Annotated in this window: 20 protein-coding genes; 6 read left to right on the forward strand and 14 right to left on the reverse strand. The window is 72.7% G+C overall.

All coding sequences use genetic code 11. The features are described 5' to 3' along the window. Position 1 precedes the first annotated feature (1 nt). Entirely contained in the window at positions 2 to 1,417 is a 1,416-nt protein-coding gene (locus ACH4LD_RS01260) for a S28 family serine protease (protein ID WP_398053150.1), read from the forward strand. Positions 1,418 to 1,464: 47 nt separating this feature from the next. Here ACH4LD_RS01260 and ACH4LD_RS01265 read toward each other — a convergent pair whose 3' ends face one another. The 3 genes from ACH4LD_RS01265 to ACH4LD_RS01275 all read right to left on the reverse strand — a co-directional run bounded on the left by ACH4LD_RS01265 (position 1,465) and on the right by ACH4LD_RS01275 (position 7,942). After that, positions 1,465 to 5,610, reverse strand: a complete 4,146-nt coding sequence (locus ACH4LD_RS01265) for a hypothetical protein (protein WP_398053151.1) — start codon at positions 5,608 to 5,610, stop codon at positions 1,465 to 1,467. After that, entirely contained in the window at positions 5,603 to 5,920 is a 318-nt protein-coding gene (locus ACH4LD_RS01270) for a CU044_2847 family protein (RefSeq protein WP_132786137.1), read from the reverse strand. The genes ACH4LD_RS01265 and ACH4LD_RS01270 overlap by 8 nt, the downstream gene beginning before the upstream one ends. 123 nt (positions 5,921 to 6,043) lie before the next feature. Beyond that, positions 6,044 to 7,942 carry a glycoside hydrolase family 3 protein gene (locus ACH4LD_RS01275; RefSeq protein WP_398053152.1) on the reverse strand — a complete coding sequence of 633 codons (1,899 nt, stop codon included), beginning with the start codon at positions 7,940 to 7,942 and terminating at the stop codon, positions 6,044 to 6,046. Positions 7,943 to 8,141: 199 nt separating this feature from the next. On the opposite strand from ACH4LD_RS01275, the gene ACH4LD_RS01280 reads away from it, so the two are divergent. Next, positions 8,142 to 8,738, forward strand: a complete 597-nt coding sequence (locus tag ACH4LD_RS01280; RefSeq protein ID WP_398053153.1) for an alpha/beta hydrolase — start codon at positions 8,142 to 8,144, stop codon at positions 8,736 to 8,738. Here the strand turns inward: ACH4LD_RS01280 and ACH4LD_RS01285 are convergent. Next, positions 8,713 to 9,954: an MFS transporter gene (locus ACH4LD_RS01285; RefSeq protein WP_398053154.1), complete on the reverse strand. Its 1,242-nt coding sequence runs from the start codon at positions 9,952 to 9,954 to the stop codon at positions 8,713 to 8,715. The genes ACH4LD_RS01280 and ACH4LD_RS01285 overlap by 26 nt on opposite strands. Before the next feature lie 228 nt (positions 9,955 to 10,182). Next, the gene (locus ACH4LD_RS01290; protein ID WP_398053155.1) at positions 10,183 to 11,061 is read right to left on the reverse strand and encodes an alpha/beta fold hydrolase; all 879 of its coding nucleotides are present in this window, start codon (positions 11,059 to 11,061) and stop codon (positions 10,183 to 10,185) included. 57 nt (positions 11,062 to 11,118) lie between these two features. Here ACH4LD_RS01290 and ACH4LD_RS01295 point away from each other — a divergent pair, with 57 nt between their 5' ends. Next, positions 11,119 to 11,592 carry a MarR family winged helix-turn-helix transcriptional regulator gene (locus ACH4LD_RS01295; RefSeq protein WP_398053156.1) on the forward strand — a complete coding sequence of 158 codons (474 nt, stop codon included), beginning with the start codon at positions 11,119 to 11,121 and terminating at the stop codon, positions 11,590 to 11,592. 157 nt (positions 11,593 to 11,749) lie between these two features. Here ACH4LD_RS01295 and ACH4LD_RS01300 read toward each other — a convergent pair whose 3' ends face one another. From ACH4LD_RS01300 to ACH4LD_RS01315, 4 genes are all read right to left on the reverse strand, one after another. Next, positions 11,750 to 12,550 (reverse strand): sugar phosphate isomerase/epimerase family protein, encoded by an 801-nt coding sequence (locus tag ACH4LD_RS01300; protein ID WP_398053157.1) that lies wholly within the window; start codon positions 12,548 to 12,550, stop codon positions 11,750 to 11,752. 232 nt (positions 12,551 to 12,782) lie between these two features. Then, positions 12,783 to 13,709, reverse strand: a complete 927-nt coding sequence (locus ACH4LD_RS01305; protein WP_398053158.1) for a GNAT family N-acetyltransferase — start codon at positions 13,707 to 13,709, stop codon at positions 12,783 to 12,785. Between the two features lie 77 nt (positions 13,710 to 13,786). Beyond that, positions 13,787 to 14,383, reverse strand: coding sequence for a dihydrofolate reductase family protein (locus tag ACH4LD_RS01310; protein ID WP_398053159.1), 597 nt, complete (start codon positions 14,381 to 14,383; stop codon positions 13,787 to 13,789). A gap of 207 nt (positions 14,384 to 14,590) precedes the next feature. Beyond that, positions 14,591 to 15,637, reverse strand: a complete 1,047-nt coding sequence (locus ACH4LD_RS01315) for a LacI family DNA-binding transcriptional regulator (protein ID WP_398053160.1) — start codon at positions 15,635 to 15,637, stop codon at positions 14,591 to 14,593. A gap of 235 nt (positions 15,638 to 15,872) precedes the next feature. Between ACH4LD_RS01315 and ACH4LD_RS01320 the strand changes: the two genes are divergently transcribed. Genes ACH4LD_RS01320 through ACH4LD_RS01330 form a run of 3 tightly spaced genes read left to right on the forward strand, consistent with a single transcriptional unit; the run spans position 15,873 to position 19,071 of the window. Further along, entirely contained in the window at positions 15,873 to 17,024 is a 1,152-nt protein-coding gene (locus ACH4LD_RS01320) for a Gfo/Idh/MocA family protein (RefSeq protein WP_398053161.1), read from the forward strand. After that, entirely contained in the window at positions 17,021 to 18,172 is a 1,152-nt protein-coding gene (locus ACH4LD_RS01325) for a dihydrodipicolinate synthase family protein (protein ID WP_398053162.1), read from the forward strand. Before ACH4LD_RS01320 ends, ACH4LD_RS01325 begins: the two co-directional genes overlap by 4 nt. 35 nt (positions 18,173 to 18,207) lie before the next feature. Next, positions 18,208 to 19,071: a sugar phosphate isomerase/epimerase family protein gene (locus tag ACH4LD_RS01330; RefSeq protein ID WP_398053594.1), complete on the forward strand. Its 864-nt coding sequence runs from the start codon at positions 18,208 to 18,210 to the stop codon at positions 19,069 to 19,071. Positions 19,072 to 19,196: 125 nt separating this feature from the next. On the opposite strand, the gene rbsD is transcribed toward ACH4LD_RS01330, so the two are convergent. The 5 genes from rbsD to ACH4LD_RS01355 all read right to left on the reverse strand — a co-directional run bounded on the left by rbsD (position 19,197) and on the right by ACH4LD_RS01355 (position 25,115). Next, positions 19,197 to 19,586, reverse strand: coding sequence for a D-ribose pyranase (gene rbsD / locus ACH4LD_RS01335; protein WP_103810255.1), 390 nt, complete (start codon positions 19,584 to 19,586; stop codon positions 19,197 to 19,199). Further along, a complete protein-coding gene (locus ACH4LD_RS01340; RefSeq protein WP_398053163.1) occupies positions 19,583 to 20,485 on the reverse strand; it encodes a ribokinase in 903 nt (300 codons plus the stop codon). Before ACH4LD_RS01340 ends, rbsD begins: the two co-directional genes overlap by 4 nt. A gap of 79 nt (positions 20,486 to 20,564) precedes the next feature. Further along, a complete protein-coding gene (locus tag ACH4LD_RS01345; protein ID WP_398053164.1) occupies positions 20,565 to 22,514 on the reverse strand; it encodes a substrate-binding domain-containing protein in 1,950 nt (649 codons plus the stop codon). After that, positions 22,504 to 24,060, reverse strand: a complete 1,557-nt coding sequence (locus ACH4LD_RS01350; protein WP_398053165.1) for a sugar ABC transporter ATP-binding protein — start codon at positions 24,058 to 24,060, stop codon at positions 22,504 to 22,506. The genes ACH4LD_RS01345 and ACH4LD_RS01350 overlap by 11 nt, the downstream gene beginning before the upstream one ends. Next, complete coding sequence (locus ACH4LD_RS01355; protein ID WP_398053166.1) at positions 24,057 to 25,115, reverse strand: LacI family DNA-binding transcriptional regulator; 1,059 nt, start codon at positions 25,113 to 25,115, stop codon at positions 24,057 to 24,059. Before ACH4LD_RS01355 ends, ACH4LD_RS01350 begins: the two co-directional genes overlap by 4 nt. Positions 25,116 to 25,559 lie beyond the last annotated feature (444 nt).

Here is a 25,559-nt window from a genome sequence, read left to right on the forward strand (position 1 = left end):
CATGCGCAAGGCGCTCAGATGGCTGCTGGCGCTCACGGTGTTCATAGGAACCCTGAGCACGGCGGCCGGCGCGGCCACCGCCGCCGAGTCCGAGCCCACCGACATCAAGGACCGGCTCCTGTCGATACCCGGCATGAGCCTGATCCAGGAGAAGCCGTACCCCGGCTACCGCTACTTCGTCCTGAACTACACCCAGCCGGTCGACCACCGCCATCCCGACCGGGGCACCTTCCAGCAGCGCATCACCGTGCTGCACAAGGACACCAGCCGCCCCACGGTCTTCTACACCAGCGGCTACAACGTCTCCACGACCCCCTCGCGCCGCGAGCCCACCCAGATCGTGGACGGCAACCAGGTCTCCCTGGAATACCGCTTCTTCACCCCGTCCCGCCCGGCCCCGGCCGACTGGTCCACGCTCGACATCTGGCAGGCGGCGAGCGACCAGCACCGCGTGTACGAGGCCCTCAAGCCCCTCTACTCCGCCCACTGGCTGGCCACCGGCGGCTCCAAGGGCGGCATGACGGCCACGTACTACGAGCGCTTCTACCCCCGCGACATGGACGGCGTGGTGGCCTACGTCGCGCCCAACGACGTGGTGAACAAGGAGGACTCGGCGTACGACCGCTTCTTCGAGCGGGTCGGCACCAAGGAGTGCCGGGACCGGCTGAACGCCGTCCAGCGCGAGGCGCTGGTGCGGCGCGGGCCGCTGGAGAAGAAGTACGCCGCGTACGCCGCCGACAACGGCTACACCTTCACCACCATCGGCAGCCTCGACAAGGCCTACGAGGCGGTCGTCCTCGACTACGTCTGGGGCTTCTGGCAGTACAGCCTGCTGAAGGACTGCGACACCGTCCCGGCGGACGCGGCCACCGCGACCGACGAGGAGATCTGGAACTCGGTCGACACGATCTCCGGCTTCTCCGCCTACACCGACCAGGGCCTGGAGACGTACACCCCGTACTACTACCAGGCGGGCACGCAGCTGGGCGCCCCGACGATCCACTTCCCGTACATCGAGCGGAAGTTGATCCGCTACGGCTACCAGCCCCCGCGCAACTTCGTCCCCCGCTCCATCCCGATGCGCTTCCAGCCGGACGCCATGCGGGATGTGGACACATGGGTGCGCCACCACGCCGACCACATGCTCTTCGTCTACGGCCAGAACGACCCCTGGGGTTCGGAACGCTTCCGCCTCGGCGCGGGCGCCCGTGACTCCTACGTCTTCACGGCACCCGGGGCGAACCACGGCGCGAACGTGGCGGGCCTGGTACCGGACCAGAAGTCCCTGGCCACCGCGCGCATCCTGGACTGGGCGGGTGTCTCCCCGGCCGCCGTGGCCGAGGCGAAGCCGCTGGCCAGGTACGACGCGAAGCTGGACGTACGGGACACGGAGAGGGAGCCGGCGCTGCGGCCGTAGCCCGTCGTCGAGGCGGACACCGGCGGCGGGCCCGGGGCGGCCCGCCGTCAGGGTGAAGGGCAGACGGGGCGGACCGACTGGCCCGGCAGGTACGAGGTGCGCTCCTGCGGGGTGAGGTCCCGGGCGACGGCACGGCAGATCCTCCGGATCGCCGCGGCGGGCCGGGGGAGCTCGACGTTCCACAGCCGCGCGGTGAAGTCGAGGCTCGCCGTGGCCAGAGTGTGGCCGCGAGGGCTGAACGCCACATCGGTCACCGTGTAGGTGTGTCCGGTCAGCGTGAACAGGGCCTTGCCGGAGCCGATGTCCCACAGCCGTGCCGTGTGGTCGCTGCCGCCCGTGGCAAGGGTTCCGCCATCGGGGCTGAAGGCCACGGCGTAGATCTCCTGCGTGTGTCCGAGCAGGGTGGTACGGGTCCTGCCGGTCGTGGCGTCCCAGAGCCGGGCCGTCTGGTCGCCGCTGCCGGTGGCGAGCACCCTGCTGTCGGGACTGAACGCCACGGAGTTGATCCGGCCGTTGTGTCCCCGCAGGATCCGGCGGAGCCCGCCCGTCCGCGCGTCCCACAGCCGGACGGTGTAGTCGTAGCCGCCGGTGGCGAGGGTCGTGCCGTCCAGGCTGTAGGCGACCGCGAGCACCTCGTCCGTGTGGCCCCTCAGGGTGCGGCGCAGCCTGCCGGTGGCGACGTCCCAGAGCCGCACGGTCCGGTCGTCGCTGCCGGTGGCGAGCGTCCTGCCGTCCGGGCTGAAGGCCACCGCGTCCACCGAGTCCTCATGCCCCTGAAGGGTGTGCAGGCGGGTGCCGGTCGCCACGTCCCAGAGTCTCGCGGTGCCGTCGAAGCTGCCGGTGGCCAGGACCTTGCCGTCCGGTCCGAACGCCACCGAGCCGACCGTAGTGGCGTGTCCCCTCAGGGGCGGCCGGGACCTGCCGGTGGCCGCGTCCCACAGCCGTGCGGTCGAGTCGACGCTGCCCGTGGCCACCATGCCGCCGTCGGGACGGAACGCCACCGACGTCAGCGAGTCGGTGTGACCCGTCAGCGTGGTGCCGGCCCGCTCGGCGGACACGTTCCACAGCCGTACGGTGTGGTCCCGGCCGGCGCTGGCGAGCGTCCTGCCGTCCGGACTGAACGCCGTCCCGAGCACATGGTCGCTGTGCCCCGACAGGGAGGAGACTGTCGCACCGGTGCCCACGTCCCACAGCTTGACGGTGTAGTCCCCCAGGTAACTCGTGCCGCCGGTCGCGAGGGTCCGGCCGTCGGGGCTGAAGGTCACCGAATCGGTGTCGGTGGACAGTTCCGTGCGTGCTGTGCGGGTGGCCACGTCCCAGACCAGGACGGTGGAGTCGGTGCCGCTGCTGGCGAGGTGCCGGCCGTCACGGCTGAACGCCACCGACATGACGGGTGCGGTGTGCCGCTTCAGGACCTGGGGTGTCCCGCCGGCGGTCGTGTTCCACAGCCGCACGGTCCGATCGGCGCTGCCGGTGGCGAGCGTCCCGCCGTCCGGGCTGAACGCCACGGAGGTGACCGAGTCGGTGTGCCCCCGCAGGACGTCACCCGCCTTGTGGGCGACCAGGTCCCACAACTGCACGGTGTCCTGGCGGGCGGTGGCGAGCGTCCTGCCGTCCGGGCTGAACGCCACGGACGTCACCTGGCCGTCGTGTCCCCCCAGCCTGGCCCGGGGCTCGCCGGTGGCCACGTCCCACAGCCACGTCGTTCCGTCGCGTCCGGTGGTCGCCAGCGTCGCGCCGTCGGGACTGAACGCCACGGCGTACACCTGGTCGGTGTGTCCCTTCAGGACGTGGCGTGTCCGGCCGGTGGCCGGGTCCCACAGCCGTGTCGTGCGGTCGTAGCCGCCGCTGGCGAGCGTCCTGCCGTCCGGGCTGTACGCGACGGCGGCCACCGCCTCGGTGTGACCGGACAGGCGCCGTTGCAAGGGGAGCGAAGCGGCGGTGCGGAGGCTCTGGAGCGCCTCGGCCGTGGGGCTGGTGCGGTAGGCCTGGATGGCCAGCAGCGAGGCCAGTTCGGCGTTCGTCGCGCGGATGGTGTCGGACTGCGCGGCCAACTGCCGCGACAGCGCCGCCTGCCGCTCCTCGACCGCCGTGCGCCGCTGCCAGAACGCCACCCCGCCGGCCAGCAGCGCCAGCACCAGCAACGTCGCCAGGACGGTGATGACGTGGGTGCGGCGCCGGGCCGCCGCCTCCTGGTGACGGCGGCTCGCGGCGAGGTACGCCGCGATGTCGTCCGGCAGTCCCCACCGCCCCGACCACTCGATGCCGTCCGCCAGTGCCGTGCCGGCGAGGAGGTCACCGGGGTCGTGTCTCTCGGACCAGCGCTGCTCGCTCTCCCGGGTGCGTTCCAGCCACTCGTGGAAGGCGCGGTCCCAGTCGAGCCATTTCCGCAGGGAGTCCCAGTCACGGATCAGGGCGTCATGGATGAGTTCCGCCACGGGTACGCCCGGAGGGGCACCGGGCCGGTCATGCGCGGGGAGCGTCTGCGTGGTGATGACGCGGTGGCGGGCGAGGGAGGCGATGACCGCGTCCACCTCGCCGTCGGGCAGGTTGCCCGGCCCGGCCGCCAGGTCGCGCAGTTCGTCCAGCGGAACCTGCGCGCGGACGGCCGGGATACGCCGGCCCGGGTCGGCGGGACGCACCAGCGAGGTGAGGACGCTCCTCGCGATCTCCTCCTGGCGGGGCGACATCTCGTCCAGCGCTCTCTCGCACCACGTCCTCAGACTGCCGCTGACCGCCCCGATGTTCCGGTAGGCGTCATGGGTGAGGTACCCGTCCCGCCGCCGTTCCCACAGCTGTTCCAGGGTCAGCTCCAGCAGCGGCAGCACGGTGGCCGGCGCCTCCCGCGACGGGGCGGTCCCGGGGCTGGTGGCGAGGACGTCGCCGAGGATCCGCTCCGGCAGCCCCGGCTGGAAGCGCAGCCCCACCTTCCTGGCGGGCTGGGTGATGATGGCGCGCAGGTCGTCCTCGCTCAGGGTGCCCGGCACGTTGAGCAGTCCCGGCATCGCCGCGTCCAGCAGCTCCGGTGCCTGCGCGGCCAGTTGGGGATAGAAGTCGTCCCGCATGACCAGGATCACGCTGAGCGGCGCGTGGGAGCCGGCCAGCGCGGTGAGTTCCTCGGCGACGGCCGTGCGCTGCCGCCGCCGGTCCTCGGAGGACTCGGTGAGGAACTCCTCGAACTGGTCGACGACCAGCAGGACCCGCTCGGCGGCCGGTTCGGCCGCGAGTCTGCGCCGGGCCGCCGTCACGATCCCGTCGCGCCCCGCCCCCGGCAGCCCGGCCCGCTCGATCTCGGCCACCAGATCCTGCCTCGGCCGGGCCGGCACCGGCAGCCACCGGTCGCTCCCCGGCACCACCGTCCCCTTCGCCAGCGACGGCAGCACCCCCGCCTGGATCAGCGACGACTTGCCCGAGCCGGACGGCCCGAGGAGCAGGGTCAGACGGCGCCCGCCCGCCAGGTTCGCCACCACCTGCCGTACGGCCTCGCCCCGCCCCTCGAACCAGGGCGCGTGCTCCGCCGTGAACGGCTCCAGCCCCCGGTACGGGCAGACCTGCCGTGCCGTCAGCCGGGGCCGGATCTCGCGCAGGACCTCGGTCGGGGTGACGTAGGCGATGTTCAGTCCGCGGGTGAGCGTGTCGGGTGCCGTGATCTCGCTGAGCATGCCGATGACGAGGCCGGTCCTCAGGTCGAGGACGGGTCCGCCGCTGAAGCCGGTGGTGAGGTCGTTGGCGTCGGTCAGCTGGAGGAGCTCGCCGCGGTCCGGGGAGGCCGCCAGCATGTGACCCGCCCGGGCGTAGCCGGAGTGCCCGGCCGGCCGGGCCTGTGCCGGGAAGCCGTACGACTGGACCTCGTGGCCCGCGCACCCCTCCGCCGAGCCGAGCGGCAGCACTCTCGTGCCGGGTGGCGCGGCCTCCAGGCGTACGAAGGCGACATCGTCGTGCTCGGGCGCCCGCCAGTCCTCGACGCGCCCCTCCAACCGGTCGGCCCCCGGCACGTTCGGGAACGCCAGCAGCACCGGTTCCCCGGGCCCCGCCCCGGCGGCCCGTACGACATGCGCGCAGGTGACGAGGACGTCCTCGGCGACCAGGAAACCCGCCCCGGCCACCCTCCCGTCCGGGGCGCGGAGCTGAGCCACCGCCATCGGGAGGACCGAGGGCAGCCCTTCGTCCGTTCCTCCGGCGGTGCTAGCCATGCGCCTCCTGCCAGGACATCGTCACCTGGAGGTGGCAGGTGGCCCGGCCCTTGGTGATCACCGCCCCGGCCTCGACCGCGAGGTCCACCCCGAACTCGACGGTGATCCCGTCGGGCCGGGCCCTGCGCAACTGCGCCAGGGCGGTCTGCGCCGCTTCGGTGATCGGTTCCAGCGCCTCCTGGAGAGTCCGGGGCGCCTCGTGCAGGAACTCCCCGGCGCGCCCGGCCTTCACCGGTCCCTCCAGGCCGGCCGGTGCCTCGACCAGGATGGAGCCCCCGCCCTCCAGCGGGATCCGGGTCAGGAGTGTCACGGCGCCTCCTCCGTCGCGCGGGGGCGTCGGTCCCCGGTCCAGCCAGGATCGGTCACACCTGACGTGCGCCGCAGCCGGGAGGGGGCCGTATGGAGGAGACGCCGGACGGCGGGCGGGTGCCCGCTAGTAGGTCAGCCCGTGACCGATCGGGTACAGCACCCGCGTGGGGTCGTCCGCCCGCTGCACCGGCACCGGCAGCTTCCCGCGCGGTCCGACCCGGCCCGCGATCACCCGTGCGGCGGCGCGCAGTTCGACGTCCGTCCAGCAGTACGTGGCCAGGCAGGCACGGACGGACGGGAGCTGCGCGATGTCGTACGGGTTGCGGACGGCCAGCGCGACCACCGGCGTGCCCGTGGCCAGCAGGCGGTCCACCAGGGTGCGCTGGGTGCTGGACGCCGTCACGTTGTACGTGGCCACGATCACCGCGTCCGCGTCCCGCGCGGCGGTGACCGCCTGGTCGATGGCCGCCGCGGAGGGCGAGGTGCCGGTGGACAGGGCCGTGGCGGTGAAGCCCAGGTCGGTGAGGGCGGCGGCCAGCACGCCGGTGGGCGGGCCGGTGGTGCCGGACGGCGAGGCCGGGTCGGCGCCGACGACCAGCAGCCTGCGCCGCGTGCGGCGGTCGAGGGGCAGGGTGGCGTCCTCGTTGACCAGCAGGGTGGTGGTGCGTTCGGCGATGCGGTCGGCCGTGGCCAGGTGGGCCTTGGTGCCGACCGTGCGGTCGACGTCCTCCCGGTCGGCCCACGGGCGGTCGAAGAGTCCGCGCCGGGCCTTCAGGCGCAGGATGCGCAGGATCGATTCGTCCAGGCGGGCCTCGGTCAGCTCGCCCTCCCGCACGGCCTTCAGCACCGCGTTCCAGGCCACGTCCAGCGACGGCGGGTTGAGCAACTGGTCCACGCCGGCCTTGAGCGCGAGCACCGGCACCCGGTCGTCGCCGTACTTGGTGCGCACGCCCTGCATGCCGAGCGAGTCGGTGATCACGACTCCGTCGTAGCCGAGTTCCCCGCGCAGGATGCCGGTCAGGATCGGGTGGGAGAGGGTCGCCGGGTCGCCGGAGTCGTCCAGGGCCGGGAACTGGATGTGCGCGGTCATGATCGAGTCGATGCCCGCCCGGATCGCGGCCCGGAAGGGTACGGCGTCCAGCTCCTCCCACTGTTCGCGGCTGTGGGTGATGACCGGGAAGCCGTAGTGGCTGTCGACGGCGGTGTCCCCGTGGCCCGGGAAGTGCTTGGCGGTGGCGGCGACCCCCGCCGACTGATAGCCCTTCACCTCGGCGGCGACCAGCCCGGCCACGGCCTCCGGGTCGGCGCCGAAGGAGCGGACGCCGATGACCGGGTTGGCCGGGTTGACGTTCACGTCGGCGTCGGGGGAGTAGTCCTGGTTGACGCCCATCGCGCGCAGCTCGGCGCCGGAGATCCGGCCCAGGGCGCGGGCGTCGGAGCGGGAGCCGCCCGCGCCGATCGCCATGGCGCCGGGGAAGAGGGTGGCGGGCTTGCCGATCCGGCACACCGCGCCGTGCTCCTGGTCGGTGGCGATGAGCACCGGCAGGCCGCGCGGCTGGTCCAGGGAGGCCCGCTGGATGCCGTTGGAGAGGTCGGCGATCTGGTGCGGGTCGCGGGTGTTGTGCGCCCAGGCGAAGTAGATGATGCCGCCGACCCGGTACTTGGCGATCAGCTCGGCGGCGGTGCGGACGCCGATCTCGTTGAGGTTGGCGTCGACGTCGGCCTGGTCGGGGGCGGTCGCGGAGTGGCCGTAGACCCGCATCACGAAGAGCTGGCCGACCTTCTCCTCCAGCGTCATGCGGGAGATCAGGGCGCGCAGCCGGCGTTCGCCGGGGGTGTCGTGGGTGGCGGCGTGGGCGGTCGTCGGTACGGTCAGCGCGGCGGTGAGGCCCGCGGTCGCGGCGAGGACGGCGCGTCTGGACGGACGCGCGGTGTGTCTGCCCGCGCCCGCGGAGTTCTCCGTGCCTTCCGTGCCGGTGCCGCTTCCCGTGCCGGTGTCGCTACCCGTGCTGGTGTGGTGCACGTGCGCTCCTTCCAGAGGAGAACCGCTGAAGGAAACTTCCGAGGAGTCACCAATATCCGGGAAGTTTCTTTCCGTCAAGGGAATGCACAGTAACCACGAACGGGCGGCCGACCGGGCATTCGCGGGGCGCGTCCGGACGTTCCCCGGCCTCCGAGGGACTCGCTGGACCGGTGGGCGCAAGCCGTGGAGGATCACCGGCATGACCACACGCGCGTACCTGATCCTGCACGGCTGGCAGAACCACCGCCCGCCGGAGCACTGGCAGCACTGGCTCGCCGACCGGCTCACCGCACTCGGCCACCGGGTCGGCTACCCGCAGCTGCCCGACGCCGACGACCCCGACCTTGACGTCTGGCTCGGCGAACTCGCCCGCCACCTGGAGGAGTTGAACGACGGCCCCGGCGAGCGGGTCGTGGTGGCCCACAGCCTGTCCGCCGTGCTGTGGCTGCACGCCGCCGCCCGGGGTATGAAGCAGCAGCGGTACGCGGACCGGGTCCTGCTCGTCTCCCCGCCGTCCGGTCCCGTCCTCGCCCGGTACCCGGAGGTGGCCGCCTTCGCCCCGCCCGCGCTCGACTTCACTCTGCCCGGGCCGACGCGGCTGGTCGCGGGCGACGACGACCCGTACTGCCCCGGGGGCGCGGACACGGTCTTCGCCGAGCCGCTCGGCATCCCCGCCGACGTCCTGCCCGGCGCCGCGCACCTCGACCTGGACGCCGGGTACGGTCCCTGGCCGGCGGTCCTGGACTGGTGCGTCAGCGGCACCGCACCGCTCACGGTGCGTCCGGCACCGCGCTAGCCCCGTCCCGCAGTTCGGGTGTCGTCGTCGCGACCGCCGCCACCGCCAGCACGCACAGCAGACCGCCGCTGATCAGGGCGGTCGTGCCCGAGGTCCAGCCGGCGAGCAGACCGCCGCGCGCGTTGCCGAGGCTGGGACCCGCCTGGCCGACGATCTGCTCGGCCGCCGTGACCCGGCCGAGCAGCGCGTCCGGGGTGCGGGTCTGCACGATCGTGGAGCGGGAGACCACGGCCGTGGCGTCCGCCGCGCCGGCCAGCGCGAGCAGGGCCAGGCCCAGCCAGGGGTCGCCGGCCAGGCCGAACAGCACCAGGGCCGCGCCCCAGGTGGCGGACGCGCACAGCATCACCGGGCCCGGCCGGGCGAGCCGGGTCAGCGGGCCGGACAGCGCGGTCGCGGCGACCCCGCCCACCGCCAGCGCCGACAGGAACAGGCCGAGAGTGCGCGGATCGTCCCCGAACCGCTCGGCGTTCACCAGCGGGAACAGGCTCACCGGGAACGACAGCACGGTGGCGGCGAGGTCGGTGACCAGCGCGCCCCGCACCACCCGGTGCCCGGCCAGGAACCGCAGCCCGTCCAGCACCCCGTGCAGCCCGGCCCGCGACGGCTCGCCCTGCGGCGGCAGTGCCGGCAGCCCGCGGGCGCCGTAGAAGGCGAGGCCGAAGCTGAGGGCGTCCAGCAGATAGCAGACGCCGATGCCGAACCAGCCGAGCAGCAGCCCGGCCAGGGCGGGGCCGAGCAGCATCATCGACTGACCGGTCACCTGCTGGAGCGCCAGCCCGGCGGCCACCTGCTCCTTGGGCAGCAGCCGCGGTACGAACACCCCGGCGGCCGGGGCGCCCAGCGCGCCGAAGCCCGACTGCACGGCGACGAGCAGCAGGACGACCGCCGGCGGCACGTGCCCGGTGAAGCCCTGCACGGCGAGCAGCAGCGAGCAGACCGCCTGGCCCACGGTCGCCGCGAGGAAGACGCGGCGCCGGTCGGCCCGGTCCACCCACGCCCCGGCGAACAGCCCGAACACCACCAGCGGGAGCGCCTGGGCCAGCCCGACGGCGCCGGTCCACGCGGTGCTGCGGGTCTGGTCCCAGACCTGGTACATGACCGTCACCATGGTCATGAACCCGCCCAGCACGGACACGGTCCGGCCGATCAGCAGCCGACGGAAGACAGGTGAGGTGCGCAGGGGGCGTACATCGATGAGCGAGCGGGTGAGGCTCATGAGCGGAAGCGGGCGCACGGCCCCGTTGGCTGGATCACCGGGGGAGGGTAACCGGCCGCCGACGCCCTGGCCAGCGAATTCGGCGCGGGCAGCGGCTGTGACACGGGTGGACCGGCCGGGGGCCGGGGCCTGGGCCCCCGGAGCACCGCGCACGTGACGCCGCGCGGTCGACCGCCGGGGGACGACGCGAAGCGTCGACAGGCCCTCCGGGGCCGTGTGAGGCCGTGATCAGCCGGTGCCCGGGGGAGGTCGACGCACCGCGGCCCCACCCGGACCCCGGTCGGGAAGGGTTTCGAGGAACTCGGCCAGGAGGGCGTTGAACCGGGCCGGCTGCTCCATGTTGGGGAAGTGTGCGGTGTTCTCCACCGACACCGCGCGGCCGTCGGGTACCGCGCGGACCAGACGCTCGGCCATCGCGATGTGATCGCTCACATCGAGGGCGCCGGTGATCGCCAGGACGGGAACGTCGATGGAGGCCGCGCGCCGCCAGGTCCGCGGAACCGGTACCCGATGGTCCGGTTCGCCGGCCGTGTGCTTGGAGATCGTCCGGGACGCCATCGCGCGCAGGCGGCTCACGACGTCCGCATCGACATCGCCGGGCGAGCGGTGCGGGCCCGCCGCGAAGCGCACGTGCCCGTCGAGCCAGCCCTCGATGTCGCCGGCCGCCAGTGCGCCGTTCTGCCCCGCGAGGACCTCCAGGCTCCAGGGATCCTCGAAGTACGGTTCGCTGGTCCCCACGCCGCTGACGACCACGGCGCGTACCAGTTCGGGGTGTTCGAGCGCGGTGTCGACCGCGGTGCCCCCACCCATCGAGACCCCGACGAGCACAGCGGGCCCGACGCCGAGACGGCGCAGCAGCGCTGCCAGATCGTCGGCCGGACGGAACGGCCGGGTCGCGTTCGAGGAGGCGCCGTGTCCGCGGGCGTCCGGTGCGATGACCCGGTAGTGCGGGGCGAACGCCGTTGTCTGGTCGTCCCACATGCTGTGATCGAAGAACCCGGCATGGAGCAGCACCAACGGCTGCCCCGTGCCGGTGTCGCGATAGGCGAGGGAGCCGTCGGAGGTCGCGAACGAACGCGTCCCGGAGTGTTCGGCGAAGGCAGCCATGACAACCAAGGTGTCATCATTGTCGAGAGTTGGCAACCGAGGTGTCATTCTTGAGGCATGACAGGCACCGACACCCCACTGCCGCCCGACGAGCTCGCCGACCGACTGACAGAGGTGTTCGCCCTGGTCGGGCCGCTGTACCGGCGGGTGCACCGCAAGGTGGAGCAGGCCGAGCCGATCGAGGGGCTGTCCGTCGGCGTGCGCGCGGTCCTGGATCTGCTGCGTCAGCACGGACCCATGACCGTCCCTCAACTCGGCCGCGCCCAGACACTCAGCCGGCAGTTCGTGCAGCGCATGGTCAACGATGCCGCCGCGCAGCACCTGGTCGAGGTCATCCCCAACCCCGCCCACCAGCGGTCCTCACTGATCCGGCTGACCGATGACGGCATGGCGGCCATCACCGCGGTGCGCGCCCGCGAACACGCGGCCCTGCGGCAGGTGGGCGGCGACCTCACCGGCGCCGACGTGGACGCGTGCGTGCACGTCCTGACCCGGATGCTCGCGCTCTTCGACGACGCCGACGTGCCCTAGCCGGGGCCTGTCTGACATTTCGCGTCTGCCTCGCGACGTCATGCAGGGCCTGGGGCCGGCGCTTCCCCAGCCTTCGGCCGAAGGACCCTCCAGAGCACGCACCTGACGCTGCGAGACCGCCCCTCGGGCGACGACGCGAATTGTCGTCAGACAGGACCTAGGCCGCTTCGCCCAGCATCCTCAGCAGATGCTCGCGGCCGGCGCCGAGCAGACCCGGGAGCGGCGCGGCCCCCTCGTACCAGCGCTTCTCGTACTCCCAGCACAGCCAGCCGTCCCAGTGGTGCCGGGACAGCACGTCCACGCACTCGGTGAGCGGCAGCACGCCGGTGCCGAGCGGCAGCGGGGTGGGGTCCTCCGCGGAGGCGATGTCCTTGACCTGGACGTAGCCCAGGTGCGGGGCGAGGGCCGCGTAGGTGTCCGACGGCTGCTCACCACCCAGCCAGGTGTGCATCACGTCCCACAGCGCGCCCACCTGCCGGTGCCCGACCGGGCCGAGGATCCGGATCGTGTCGGCGCCGGTGCGGTGCGAGTCGTGGGTCTCCAGCAGGATCCGGACGTCCAGGGCGGCGGCGTCCTCGGCGGCGGTCCCGAGCCGCCGGGCGGCGATCGCGTCCGACTCCTCGCGGGGCCGCTCCGGGTCGGCGCCGGGGAAGACCCGGACGAAGGGCGCGCCGAGGTCGTGGGCCAGCCGCAGGAGGTCCCGGATCTCCGCGAGGACGGGCGCGTCGTCACCCGGGGCGGCGACGCGCGCGTACCCGGCGAGGCCCAGCAGCTCGACCCCGGCGTCCCGGAAGAGGGCCGCGGTCTCGGCGCGTCGGGCGGGTGCCAGACCGGGGTGCACCGGCTCCTCGGGATGGGCGCGCAGTTCGACACCGTGGTAGCCGTGCGCGGTCGCGAGCGCGAGGACCTCCGGGACGGGCAGGCCGGGGACACCGAGAGTGGAGAACGCCAGCTTCATGGGCAGGGACCCTACTAGCCCCGCCCCCCACGCGCGCGAGCCACACAACACGATCCACCACGCTGGGCCGACCGGGGCCGGGGGCAACGGGTTCCGGGGTCGTTGGGCGCTGTGGCGGGATGTCCTGCGTCGCTCGCCCGGTGCGGCCGGTGCGCGTGCCCGGTCGTGGCCGGTGTGGACCTGGCCGGCGATGAAGCTGGGGTCGTCGGGCGCTGTCTCAGGACGCCCCGCGTCACTCGCCCGGCCCGCGCAGCGCCAGCCGCCAGTCCTGGCCGATCAGGTCCTTGCCGAAGGAGCGGTGGGGGCGCTCGGCGACCAGGGCGAACCCGTGCCGCTGGTAGAGGCGGCGGGCGCTGTCGAGCACGTCGTTGGTCCACAGCACCAGTTCCCGGTAGCCGGCCCCACGGGCGAAGTCGATCACGGCCCGCACCAGCCGGTCGCCGACGCCACGCCCGCGCACCTCGGGTTCCACGAGCAGCAGCCGCAGCCGCGCGGTGCCGGGCGCGTCGTCCCGTACACACATCACACAGCCCACGGGCCGCCCGGACAGCTCCGCGATCCACACCCGCTCCAGACGCGGATCGTGATCCTCCGCGTAGTCGGCGACGATCCGGGCGACAAGCCCCTCGTACTCGGCGTTCCACCCGTACTCGGCCGCGTACAGCGCGCCGTTGCGCTGCACGATCCATCCCAGCTCCCCGGCCCGCGGCTCCCGCACCACCACGTCCGCGGCCCACTTCTCCCCGCCCAGGATGTCCCGGATGGTCCGCATGGCCTCGGCCAGCCGGGCCCGGTCCGCCGGTGCGACGCCGTCGAGCAGCGCCCCGACGGACTCCCGTGCCCGCTCGTCCAGCAGCGCGGCCGTCTCACGCCCGCGCGCGCTCAGCGTGATCCGGCGCCGCCGAGGATCGTCCTGCGACGGCTCCCGCCCGACCAGCCCGCCCTCCTCGAACCGGTTCAGGATCCGGCTCAGGTACCCGGCGTCGAGCCCCAGCCCACCGCGCAGGTCCGCCGCGTCCAGATACGGGGCGTGCGCGAGTTCGTACAGCACCCGGGCCTCGGTCAGGGTGTACGGGGCGTACAGGTGGCGCTCGTAGTCGAGGGCCCCGATCACACTCGTGTAGAACCGGTTGAAGGCGCGGACGTCCTCGACGGTCATGATCGCCCCCGGATACTTGACCCAGTCAGAGATCCTGCTCCTCCGAGCCTAGGCCGCCCGCGTGCCCCCGTCCACGCCTACGACCGCCCGGCCGGCCGGTACACGTTCACCTGCGCCCCGGTCTTCGCGGTGGCCGACGACACCAGCTCCCAGCTGCGCAGCCCCCCGTCGGCCGGGAAGACCGACTTCCCGCCGCCGAGCAGCACGGGCATGACGACGAGCGTCAACTCGTCCACGAGCCCCGCCGCGATCAACGCCCGCACCAGCGTGGGACTGCCCATCATCGCCAGGTCCCCGCCCTCGGCGGCCCGCAGCTCCCGAACCTTGTCCAGGGCCTGCGCCCCCGGAATCCGCTCGGTGTTCTCCCAGCTCAGCTCGGACTCGCCGAGCGTGTCGGAGACGACGTACTTCTTCATGGAGTTCAGCCGGTCGGCGAACGAGTCCCCCGCCCGCTCCGGCCACGCGGCGGCCATCGTCAGATACGTGCGCCGCCCGTACAGCAGCGCCTCGGCCTTCTCCAGCCCCGCCGCGAAGGCCCCGCCCACGACCTCCGGATCGAAGAACGGATGCGACCACCCGCCGTGCGCGAACCCCCCGTCGGTGTCCTCCTCGGGCCCGCCCGGGGCCTGTACGACTCCGTCAAGACTGATGAACTCGGTGACGACGACCCGCATGGATCCGCTCCTTGTCAGAGGTGGTGCGTTTGCTGTCTACGACGATGAAGACGGCCGACACCCGCAAAACTCATCGGCGCTGTCCAGGAAGCTGCGGTGCAGCCCACCCAGGGGCGCGGGGAACTGCGCGCCCAGCCCTCACACACCCGCGCCCGGCACACCACCACAGCCCCCACCCCCGATGCCGCCCCCAGGACACCCGCACCCTCACTCCCGCGGAACCCCGGAGGACCCCCGCACCATCAACTCCCCCCGCACCGAGGCGATCCCCCCGGGCGGCGGCTCCTCGCGCCCCATCGCGATGCGCCCGGCCCGCGCTCCGGCCTCCGCCAGCGGCAACCGGACCGTCGTGAGGGACGGCACCGCGTCGATGCTGAACGGCAGGTCGTCGAAGCCGGCCACCGAGACGTCCTCGGGGATCCGCAGCCCGGACTCGCGCAGCGCGGCGCAGGCGCCGAGGGCGACGGAGTCGTTCGCGGCCACGATCGCCGTCAGCGAGGGGTCGCGGCGCAGCAGCTCCAGCGTGGCCTCGTGACCGGACCGGCGGTCGTAGCGGCCGTGGACCGTCCAGCGCGGGTCCTCCTCGATGCCCGCCGCCGCGAGCGCCGCGCGGTGGCCCTCCAGGCGGTGCCGGGTGGTCGTGCGTTCCTCGGGGCCCGCGATGTAGCCGAGCCGGCGGTGGCCGAGGCCGATGAGGTGGTCGGTCAGCGCGCGGGCGCCGCCGCGGTTGTCGAAGGTCAGCGCGACGGCCTGGCTGTCCGGCGCCGGCGGGCGCCCGCACAGCACCACCCGGGTCCCCGCGTCCGCCAGCTTCCGCAGCTTGGCCGCGACCGCCGCCGCGTGCGGCGCGTCCTCCACGGCCCCGCCGGTCAGCACCACGGCCGCGGCCCGCTGCCGCTGGAGCAGGGTCAGATACGTCAGCTCGCGTTCGGGAGAACCGCCCGTGTTGCAGACGACCGCGAGGCGTTCGCCGCCCGCGCGCCCGCCCGGGCCCCCGATCTCCGCCTGGATCGCACTCGCCATGATCCCGAAGAACGGGTCGGCGATGTCGTTGACGAGGATGCCGACCAGGTCGGAGGTGGCCGCGGCGAGGGCGCTGGCGGGGCCGTTGAGGACGTAGTCCAGCTCGTCCACCGCGCGCAGCACCCGCTCGCGGGTGGACGCGGCGACCGGGTAGTTGCCGTTCAGCACGCGCGACACCGTCGCGGGGGAGACCTGCGCGCGGGCCGCCACGTCCGCCAGGGTCACCGTCATCTCGTCGTCCTCCGGTCACGCGTCGTCGGGTACGCCCTCGTAGACAGCGGGGCGTCCGTCCTGGTTCCGAGCAGACCTTAAGGCCACGACCCCCGGTTGTTCGCCCCCTCGAACAACTCGAAGCGGACACGGTCTTGTACAGACCACTTCCAGAGGCTAGCTTCTCCTCATGTAGAAAGCGCTTGCTATCCGATGACTGAACCGCCTGCTCCACCGGCCCACGAAGGGGACTCACGTGACACGCAAGACGGTGCGTATCGCCATGAACGGCGTGACCGGGCGCATGGGTTACCGCCAGCACCTCGTCCGGTCGATCCTCGCCCTGCGCGACCAGGGCGGCCTCGACCTCGGCGACGGCACCGTGCTCTGGCCCGAACCGGTCCTGCTCGGGCGCCGCGAGCACGCCCTGCGGGAGATCGCCGAGCGGCACGGTCTGGAGGAGGTCTCCACCGACGTGGACGCCGTCCTCGCCGACCCGTCCGTCGACATCTACTTCGACTCCCAGGTCACCTCCGCCCGCGAGGAGGCCCTCACGAAGGCGATCGCGGCCGGCAAGCACGTCTACACCGAGAAACCCACCGCCACCGGCCTCGACGGCGCCCTCGCCCTCGCCCGTCTCGCCCACGACAAGGGCGTCAAGCACGGCGTCGTCCAGGACAAGATCTTCCTGCCGGGCCTGCTGAAGCTGAAGCGCCTGGTCGACGGCGGCTTCTTCGGCCGCATCCTCTCCGTGCGCGGCGAGTTCGGCTACTGGGTCTTCGAGGGCGACTGGCAGCCCGCCCAGCGCCCCTCCTGGAACTACCGCGCCGAGGACGGCGGTGGCATCGTTGTCGACATGTTCCCGCACTGGGAATACGTCCTGCACGAGCTGTTCGGCCGGGTCACCTCCGTCCAGGCCCTCGCCGCCACCCACATCCCCCAGCGCTGGGACGAGAACGGCAAGCCCTACGACGCCACCGCCGACGACGCCGCCTACGGCGTCTTCGAGCTGGAGGGCGGTGCCGTCGCCCAGATCAACTCCTCCTGGGCGGTCCGCGTCCACCGCGACGAACTGGTCGAGTTCCAGGTCGACGGCACCGAGGGCTCGGCCGTCGCCGGCCTGCGCCGATGCCGCGTCCAGCACCGCAGCGCCACCCCCAAGCCGGTCTGGAACCCGGACGTCCCCGCCACCGAGGTCTTCCGCGACCAGTGGCAGGAGGTGCCCGACAACGCCGAGTTCGACAACGGCTTCAAGGCCCAGTGGGAGCTGTTCCTCAAGCACGTCTACGCCGACGCCCCCTACCACTGGGACCTGCTGGCCGGCGCCCGGGGCGTCCAGCTCGCCGAACTGGGCCTGAAGTCCTCCGCCGAGGGCCGCCGCATCGACGTACCGGAGATCTCCCTGTGACCATCCGACTCCCCGCGGCGGACGGCACCCTGCGCTCGTACGAGCCGCGCACCGCCCCCCTCTCCCCCGTCCCCGGCACCCCCCTCACCTCCCGCACGGTCTTCTCGGCGGCCCATGTCGTCGCCGACCCGTTCGCCGACGTCCCGCCCGACGCGCCCGCCGCCGTGGACTGGGACGCCACCCTCGCCTTCCGCCGCCACCTGTGGTCCCACGGGCTCGGTGTCGCCGAGGCGATGGACACCGCCCAGCGGGGGATGGGCCTGGACTGGGCGGGCGCCGCCGAACTGATCCGGCGCAGTGCCGCGGAGGCGCGCGCGGTCGGCGGCCGTATCGCCTGCGGTGCCGGCACGGACCAGGTCGCCGGTGGCACCCTCGCCCGGATCCGGGCGGCGTACGAGGAGCAGCTCGCGCTCGTGGAGGAGGCGGGAGCCCAGGCCATCGTCATGGCGTCCCGGGCGCTGGCCGCGACGGCGAAGGGCCCCGAGGACTACCTGGAGGTCTACGGCCACCTCCTGCGCCAGGCCGCCGAACCGGTGATCCTGCACTGGCTCGGCCCGATGTTCGACCCGGCCCTGGAGGGTTACTGGGGCTCGTCCGACCTGGACGCGGCCACCGGCACCTTCCTGGAGGTGATCGCCGCCCACCCCGACAAGGTCGACGGCGTCAAGATCTCCCTGCTGGACGCGCGGCGCGAGGTCGACCTCAGACGGCGGCTGCCGCGGGGCGTGCGCTGCTACACCGGCGACGACTTCCACTACCCGGAGCTGATCGCGGGCGACGAGCAGGGCTTCAGCCACGCTCTGCTCGGCATCTTCGACCCGCTGGGCCCGCTCGCGGCCGAGGCGGTACGGGTCCTGGACACGGGCGACGTCCAGGGCTTCCGTGAACTCCTCGACCCGACGGTGGAGTTGTCCCGCCACCTGTTCCAGCCGCCCACCCGCTTCTACAAGACGGGGGTGGTGTTCCTCGCCTGGCTCGCCGGCCACCAGAGCCACTTCGCCATGGTCGGCGGCCTCCAGTCGGCCCGCTCCCTGCCGCACTTCGCCCGCGCCTACGAACTCGCCGACGGACTCGGCCTGTTCCCGGACCCGAAGCTCGCCGAGGAACGGATGAAGACCCTTCTGTCGCTGTACGGGGTGAACCAGTGAGCACGGCGGAACTCGCACGCTTCTCCATCAACCAGATGACGGTCAGGCAGCTCTCCCTCCCGGAACTGGTCGACGCCTGTGTCGCGCTGGGCGTCCCCGGCGTGGGCCTGTGGCGGGAGCCGGTGCGGCGGTACGGCGTGGAGGCCGCGGCCAAGTTGGTGGGGGACGCGGGCCTGACGGTGACGACGCTGTGCCGGGGCGGCTTCCTCACCGCGACCGACCCCGTCGAGCGGGCCGAGGCGCTGGGTGACAACCACGCGGCGATCGACGAGGCCGCCACCCTCGGCACCGACACGCTGGTCCTGGTCTCCGGCGGACTCCCCGCCGGCAGCAAGGACCTGCGCGGCGCCCGTGAGCGCATCGCCGACGCGCTGGCCGTCCTCGCCCCCTACGCGGCCGAACGCGGCGTACGCCTCGCCATCGAGCCGCTGCACCCGATGTACGCGGCCGACCGCTGTGTCGTCTCCACCCTCGCCCAGGCCCTGGACCTCGCCGAACGCTTCCCCGCGCACCAGGTCGGGGTGGCCGTGGACACGTACCACGTCTGGTGGGACGACCAGGCGCCCGCGCAGATCGCCCGCGCGGGCGCGGCGGGCCGCATCCACACCTTCCAGCTCGCCGACTGGACCACCCCTCTGCCCGAGGGCGTCCTCAACGGGCGCGGCCAGATCGGCGACGGAGCGATCGACATGCGCGAGTGGAAGAGCCGGGTGGAAGCGGCCGGGTACACCGGTCCCATCGAGGTCGAGCTGTTCAACGAGCGGCTGTGGGCCCGGGACGGGCGTGAGGTGCTGGCGGAGACGGCGGAGCGGTTCGTGGAGCACGTCGTCCGCCGGCGGACCGCCCAGGGAGATTCCCCGGAAGCGGGTGCAACCATTCCGCCGCCTGCGGTGTCGTAACTGTCGTCGGAACCACGGGGGACCCCGGGGGGGGATCGGGTTCCGGCAGGGGAGGGGAACGCCGAGGGGGCGTCCCGGGCCTGTGGGCCGGGGAGGCCCCCTCGAAACGTTCCGGCCGTACCGCCCTAGAAGAACACCCCGCAGCGCAGCAGTACGTTCGCGTACGGCCGGGCCTCGCCGGTGCGGACGATCAGCCGGGCCCCGGCCGACAGCTCCTTCAGCCGCTCGTGCGGGACGAGGGCCAGCTCCGGGAAGCGGGCCTGGAGCAGCCCGGCCGCCGCCGGATTGGCCGCCCGTACCTCCTGCGCGGCCGTGGCGCCCTCCACCACCAGCTCGGCGAGCAGGCCGTCCAGCACCTCGGCGAAGGACGGCACACCGGCACGGAAGGCCAGGTCCACCACCCGGGGCCCGTCGGGTATCGGCATACCGGCGTCGCAGACCAACACCCCGTGCCCGTGGCCCAGTTCCGCCAGGGCGCCGGACAGATGACGGTTGAGGATCCCCGCCTTCTTCACAGGGCCTCGACCTCCTCCGCCGTCGGGTACGACTCCTGCGCGCCCCGCCGGGTCACGGCCGCCGCGCCGACGCGGGCCGCGTAGACCGCCGCGTCCGCCAGGTCCGCACCGGACCCGAGCTTCCAGGCCAGGGCAGCCGTGAACGCGTCCCCGGCGCCCGTGGTGTCCACCGCGTCCACCTTCACCGACGGCACCCGGGCCGTCCCCGAGCCGTCGGCCACCAGCGCTCCTTCCGCGCCCAGCGTCACCACGACCGAGCGGGGACCCCGGGCGAGCAGCAGCCGGGCCCAGTCCTCGGGGTCGTCGCTCGCACAGGCGTCCCCGAGGACGACCCGTGCCTCGTGCTCGTTGAGGATCAGCGGGTCACACGCCGCCAGCACCTCCGCGGGCAGTTCGCGCGGCGGCGACGGGTTCAGCACGAAGCGGCTGTCCGGTCCGAGGTTCCGTACGATCTCCACGACGGTCTCCAGCGGGATCTCCAGCTGCGCCGACACCACCCGGGAGGCGCGCAGGACGTTCGCCGCCGCCCGGACGTCCGCCGGCAGCAGGCGGGAGTTGGCGCCCGGCGACACCACGATGCTGTTGTCGCCGGACGGGTCGACGGTGATCAGCGCGACGCCCGTCGGGGCCCCGCCCACCAGCACACCCACCGTGTCGACCCCGGCCGCGCGCAGGGAGTCGAGCAGCAGCCGGCCGTGGCCGTCGTCGCCGACCCGCGCCAGCAGGGCCGTGGCGGCACCCAGCCGGGCGGCGGCGACCGCCTGGTTGGCGCCCTTGCCGCCCGGGTGCACGGCCAGATCGCCGCCGAGCACCGTCTCGCCGGCGGCCGGCCGCCGCTCGACGCCGATCACCAGGTCGGCGTTGGCCGATCCCACGACCAGAAGGTCGTAGTCGTACATCAGTTGACTCCCCTGAGAGATGACGCCAGGCGGGCCGGCCCCGGAAGTCCCGGGGCCGCCCCGCCCGAGTCGCCTGTTGTCAGCCGGTGAAGCCGGCCACGTTCTCCTTCGTGACCACCTTCACCGGCACCTTCACCGTCGGGTCCACCTTGTCGCCCCTGACCGCCTTGAGGGCGTTGTCCACGGCGATCTTCCCCAGCTGCGAGGGCTGCTGGGCGACGGACGCGTACAGCGTGCCGTTCTTGACCGCGGTCAGGCCGTCCGGGGTGCCGTCGAAGCCGACCACCTGCACGGACCTGCCGGCCTTGGAGCCGAGCGCCTTGATCGCGCCCAGGGCCATCTCGTCGTTGGCGGCGATGACGCCCTGCACGTCCGGGTGGGCCTGGAGCAGGTTCGACATCACGTCGAGGCCCTTGGTGCGGTCGAAGTCGGCCGGCTGCTGCGCCACCACCTGGACGCCCGGGTAGGCCTTGAGGCCCTGGGCGAACCCGGCCGCCCGCTCCCGGGCCGCCGACGTGCCCGCCTGGCCCTGGAGGATGACGATCTTGCCCTTGCCGCCCAGCTTCTCGGCGATGGTCTTCGCGGCCAGCTCACCACCGGCGACGTTGTCGGAGGCGACCAGCGTGTCCACGGACGCGTGGTTGACACCGCGGTCCACGGCGATGACCGGGATCTTCGCCTTGTCGGCGGCCTTCACGGAGTTGCTCGCCGCGTCCGAGTCCACCGGGTTGACGATGATCGCGCCCAGGCCCGAACTGGTGAAGTTCTGGAGCTGGTTGGCCTGCTGCGAGGCGTCGTTCTGGGCGTCGGTGACGGTCAGGTCCACGCCCAGCTTCTTCGCCTCGGCCTGGGCACCCGACCGGATCTGCACGAAGAAGGGGTTGTTCAGCGTGGACAGGGACAGACCCATCTTCGGGGCCGTGGACGACGAGGAACCGCTGTGCAGGAAGGAGGTCGCGCCGACGATGGCCACGGTCACCACGGCGGCCAGCGCGTACGTCGCCGCCTGCTTGCCCTTCGGCCCGCCCGTGCCGGAGGCCACCGGGGTCGCCCCGGCCTTGCGGCGCACGGTGTCCAGCAACACCGCCAGCGCGATCACGACACCGATCACGACCTGCTGCCAGAACGCGGACACCGACAGCAGGTTCAGGCCGTTGCGGAGCACCGCCAGGATCAGCGCGCCGATCAGCGTGCCGGACGCCTTGCCGGTGCCGCCCGCCAGCGAGGCGCCGCCGATGACGACCGCCGCGATGGCGTCCAGCTCGTAGCCGTCGGCGGCCTGCGGCTGCGCCGAGGACAGCCGGGAGGCGAGCACGATGCCCGCCGCGGCGGCGAACAGCCCGGACAGGGCGTAGATCGCGAGCTTCTGCCGCTTCACCCGGAGACCGGACAGCCGCGCGGCCTCCTCGTTGCCGCCGATCGCGTACATGGACCGGCCGATGTACGTCCGCCCCAGCACGAACGCGGCGATCAGTCCCATCACCACCATGACCAGCACCGGCACCGGCAGCCAGCCGCCGAGGGTGTCCCCGAGGTGGGAGACCGAGTCCGGGAAGGCGATGGGGGAGCCCTGCGAGATCACCAGGGCCAGACCGCGGCCCACCGACAGCATGGCCAGCGTCGCGATGAACGGCGGCAGCTTGCCGTAGGCGATGAGGAAACCGTTCACCAGGCCGGCGACGATGCCGGTGGCGACCGCCATCAGCACCGCGAGCACCACCGGCACCCCGTGGGAGGTGGCGCTCCAGGCCAGCACGGTCGCCGACAGCGCGGCCACCGAGCCGACCGACAGGTCGATGCCCGCCGAGACGATCACGAAGGTCACACCGAAGGCCAGGATCGCCGTCACGGCCGCCTGGACGCCGATGTTCAGCAGGTTGTCCGTCGTCAGGAAGTCGCCGGACAGCGCCGACAGGGCGATGACCAGGACGATCAGCGCGGTGAGCGCGCCGTTGTCGAGGAGCAGCCGGCGCAGGCCGCCCGGGGCGCCACTCGCGCCCGCCGGCCTCTTGAGCGTGTCAGTGGCCACGGGTGGCCTCCTTGTCGGTGGTGGGGGTGGAGCCGGTGGCGGAGTCCGAGCCGGCGGTCGGGGTGGAGACGGCGAGCGCCATGACGGCGTCCTGGGTGGCCTCGTCGGCCGGGAGTTCACCGGCGATCCGGCCCTGGGCCATCACCAGCACCCGGTCGCTCATGCCGAGCACCTCCGGCAGATCGCTGGAGATCATCAGCACGGCGGCACCGGCGGCCGTCAGCTCGTTGATCAGCTGGTAGATCTCGACCTTGGCGCCGACGTCGATACCGCGCGTCGGCTCGTCCAGGATCAGCACCTTGGTGTCGGCCAGCAGCCACTTGCCGATGACGACCTTCTGCTGGTTGCCGCCGGACAGCGTCCGCACGTGCTGCCCGAGGCCCGCCATGCGCACGCCCAGCTGCCCGGCGATCCGCTCGGCGGCGGAGTACTGCGCCTTGCGGTCCACCAGCCCGGCCCGGGTGGCCGACCGGAGGGTCACCAGTCCCAGGTTCTCCGCGACGGAGGCGTCCAGCACCAGCCCCTGCCCCTTGCGGTCCTCCGGCACCAGCCCGATCCCGGCCGCCATCGCCGCGTTCACGTCGTGCCGCTTGAGCTCGGCACCGGAGACCCGCACGACCCCGTGGTCGTACGGATCGGCGCCGAACACCGCCCGGACGACCTCCGTACGGCCGGCCCCCACGAGCCCCGCGATACCGACGACCTCGCCGGCGTGCACCTCGAAGCTCACGTCGTGGAACACGCCGTTACGGCCCAGCCCCTCGACGGACAGCAGCGCGGCGCCCTTCTCCGGACGCTGACGCGGGTACTGCTGCTCGATGGAGCGCCCCACCATCAGCCGTACGAGCTCGTCCTCGGGCGTGGCAGCGGGCACCTGCCCTACGCTCCGCCCGTCCCGGATGACGGTCACCCGGTCCCCCAGGGCGGCGATCTCCTCCAGATGGTGGGTGATGAAGACGATCCCCACGCCGTCCTCGCGCAGCGACCGCACGATGGCGAAGAGCTTCTCCACCTCCTCCGAGGTGAGCACGGCGGTCGGCTCGTCCATGATGAGCACGCGCGCGTCCAGGCTGAGCGCCTTGGCGATCTCGACCATCTGGAGCCGTGCGATGCCGAGTTCCCGCACGCGGGCCCGGGGCGGGACATCGACCCCGACACGCTCCAGCAGCGTCGCGGCCTCCGCCTCCATCCGCTTCCGGTCGATCATCCCCAGCCGGCGCGGCTGCCGCCCCAGGAAGATGTTCTCGGCGACGGTGAGGTCCGGCACCAGGTTGAACTCTTGGTAGATGGTGGCGATCCCGAGGCGCTCGGAGTCCTGCGCACCATGGATGCGCACCTCCTCACCGCCTACGAGGATCCGGCCGGCATCGGGGGTGTAGGCACCGGAGAGCATCTTGATGAGAGTGCTCTTGCCGGCGCCGTTCTCACCGAGCAGTACATGGACCTCACCCCGGCGCAGGTCGAAGTCGACGCCGTCGAGCGCGACCACGCCGGGGAAGGTCTTGCGTATGCCCTCGATGCGCAGCAACTCGTCCGGGTTGCTCACGACGTGCTCCTTTGCACTGGGGAGGGGGACTGCGTGGGGGGTGCGGGGGTCTGGGAGGGCACGAGCGCCTCTCCGCAGGAGCGGCGTACGACGAGCCGCGCGGGCAGGGTGACGGAGCGCGGGGTGCGCCCCTCGATCCGGTCGACCAGGGCCCGTACGGCGGCCCGCCCCAGCTCACCGGTCGGCTGGGCGATGGCGGTGACCGGCGGATCGGTGTGCACGAACCACGGGATGTCGTCGAACGCGGCCAGCGCGATGTCGTCGGGCACGCGCAGCCCGCGCGCGCGTACGGCGTCCAGGGCGCCGAGGGCCATCAGGTTGTCGGCGGCGAAGACGACCTCGGGCGGCTCCGGAAGATCGAGGAACCCTTCGGTGACCCGCCGCCCGCTCTCCGCCTGGAAGTCGCCCTGGCCGATGTAGACGTCCGGGAGCGGGAGCCCGTACTCGGCGAGCGCGGTCCGGAACGCCTCCACACGCTCACTGCCGGTGGTGGTGGCGGCGGGCCCGGCGATGATGGCGAGCCTGCGGTGCCCGAGCCGGCACAGATGGGCGACGAGATCCCGTACGGCGGCCTGCCCGTCCGCGCGGACCACCGGAACGTCCACGCCGGGGATCCACCGGTCGACGAACACCATGGGCGTCCCCGCCCGGGCGGCGTCGAGCATGAGGGGCGAACCGCCGTCGGTGGGGGAGACGAGCAGCCCGTCGATCCGCCGGTCGAGCAGATTCCGTACGTGATGGTCCTGGAGCTCGGGCCGCTCGTCGGCGTTCCCGATGATCACGCTGTAGCCGAGCGCGCGGGCCTCTTCCTCGACGGAGCGGGCCAGCTCCGTGAAGTAAGGATTCAGCACGTCGCTGATGACCAGCCCGAGGGTATGGGTCTGATCCGTCCGGAGGGACCGGGCGACGGCGTTGGGCCGGTACCCCAGGGCGTCCACGGCCCCCATCACCCGTGTCCGCGCGTCCGCACTGACGGACGGATGCCCGTTCAGCACGCGCGACACGGTGGCCACGGACACACCCGCCGCAGCGGCCACGTCCTTGATGCTCGCCATCGCCGGCCCCACCTCCTCGTGGGCTCATGGAATCGATTACATCCCTGCTGTAGGGAGGATTGGAATCGATTACACGAGTCGGAGGCAAGGGGCCAGGGGTGGCCGAGACCCAATCGTGACCGGGAGCGGGCGAGGGGGGTGGCCGCCCCGGGGCCGGACGGGTCGGCGGCAGCGGAACGGACGATCAGACCGGAGGGGTTCTCAGAATACAAACCACTCGGCCCACAAGCTGGCTTCTGAAAATCGAATGACACAAATGAAAAAACGCACTTACAACGTTTCCCCCGCGCCATGTTCACTCATTTGCCGCGCATCTGGAGGAGAGGGGGCGGCGTTAGCTCGAATATGACGACAGCAAGGTTCCATGGCTTGCCTCGCCGCGACGCGCGGAAAGACGGTCTGTCTGCGAGTCGTGTGGCGACGGTGGCAAAGTATATTTACACA

The sequence above is a fragment of the Streptomyces sp. NPDC017676 genome (assembly GCF_044329325.1).
GTDB lineage: Bacteria > Actinomycetota > Actinomycetes > Streptomycetales > Streptomycetaceae > Streptomyces.

Bases quoted from the DNA above. Each gene is read 5' to 3' on its own strand.
- ACH4LD_RS01260 (WP_398053150.1), top strand. From the start codon at position 2: ATGCGCAAGGCGCTCAGATGGCTGCTGGCGCTCACGGTGTTCATAGGA.
- ACH4LD_RS01265 (WP_398053151.1), bottom strand. From the start codon at position 5,610: ATGGCTAGCACCGCCGGAGGAACGGACGAAGGGCTGCCCTCGGTCCTC.
- ACH4LD_RS01280 (WP_398053153.1), top strand. From the start codon at position 8,142: ATGACCACACGCGCGTACCTGATCCTGCACGGCTGGCAGAACCACCGC.
- ACH4LD_RS01285 (WP_398053154.1), bottom strand. From the start codon at position 9,954: ATGAGCCTCACCCGCTCGCTCATCGATGTACGCCCCCTGCGCACCTCA.
- ACH4LD_RS01290 (WP_398053155.1), bottom strand. From the start codon at position 11,061: ATGGCTGCCTTCGCCGAACACTCCGGGACGCGTTCGTTCGCGACCTCC.
- ACH4LD_RS01295 (WP_398053156.1), top strand. From the start codon at position 11,119: ATGACAGGCACCGACACCCCACTGCCGCCCGACGAGCTCGCCGACCGA.
- ACH4LD_RS01300 (WP_398053157.1), bottom strand. From the start codon at position 12,550: ATGAAGCTGGCGTTCTCCACTCTCGGTGTCCCCGGCCTGCCCGTCCCG.
- ACH4LD_RS01305 (WP_398053158.1), bottom strand. From the start codon at position 13,709: ATGACCGTCGAGGACGTCCGCGCCTTCAACCGGTTCTACACGAGTGTG.
- ACH4LD_RS01310 (WP_398053159.1), bottom strand. From the start codon at position 14,383: ATGCGGGTCGTCGTCACCGAGTTCATCAGTCTTGACGGAGTCGTACAG.
- ACH4LD_RS01315 (WP_398053160.1), bottom strand. From the start codon at position 15,637: ATGACGGTGACCCTGGCGGACGTGGCGGCCCGCGCGCAGGTCTCCCCC.
- ACH4LD_RS01330 (WP_398053594.1), top strand. From the start codon at position 18,208: ATGACGGTCAGGCAGCTCTCCCTCCCGGAACTGGTCGACGCCTGTGTC.
- ACH4LD_RS01340 (WP_398053163.1), bottom strand. From the start codon at position 20,485: ATGTACGACTACGACCTTCTGGTCGTGGGATCGGCCAACGCCGACCTG.
- ACH4LD_RS01355 (WP_398053166.1), bottom strand. From the start codon at position 25,115: ATGGCGAGCATCAAGGACGTGGCCGCTGCGGCGGGTGTGTCCGTGGCC.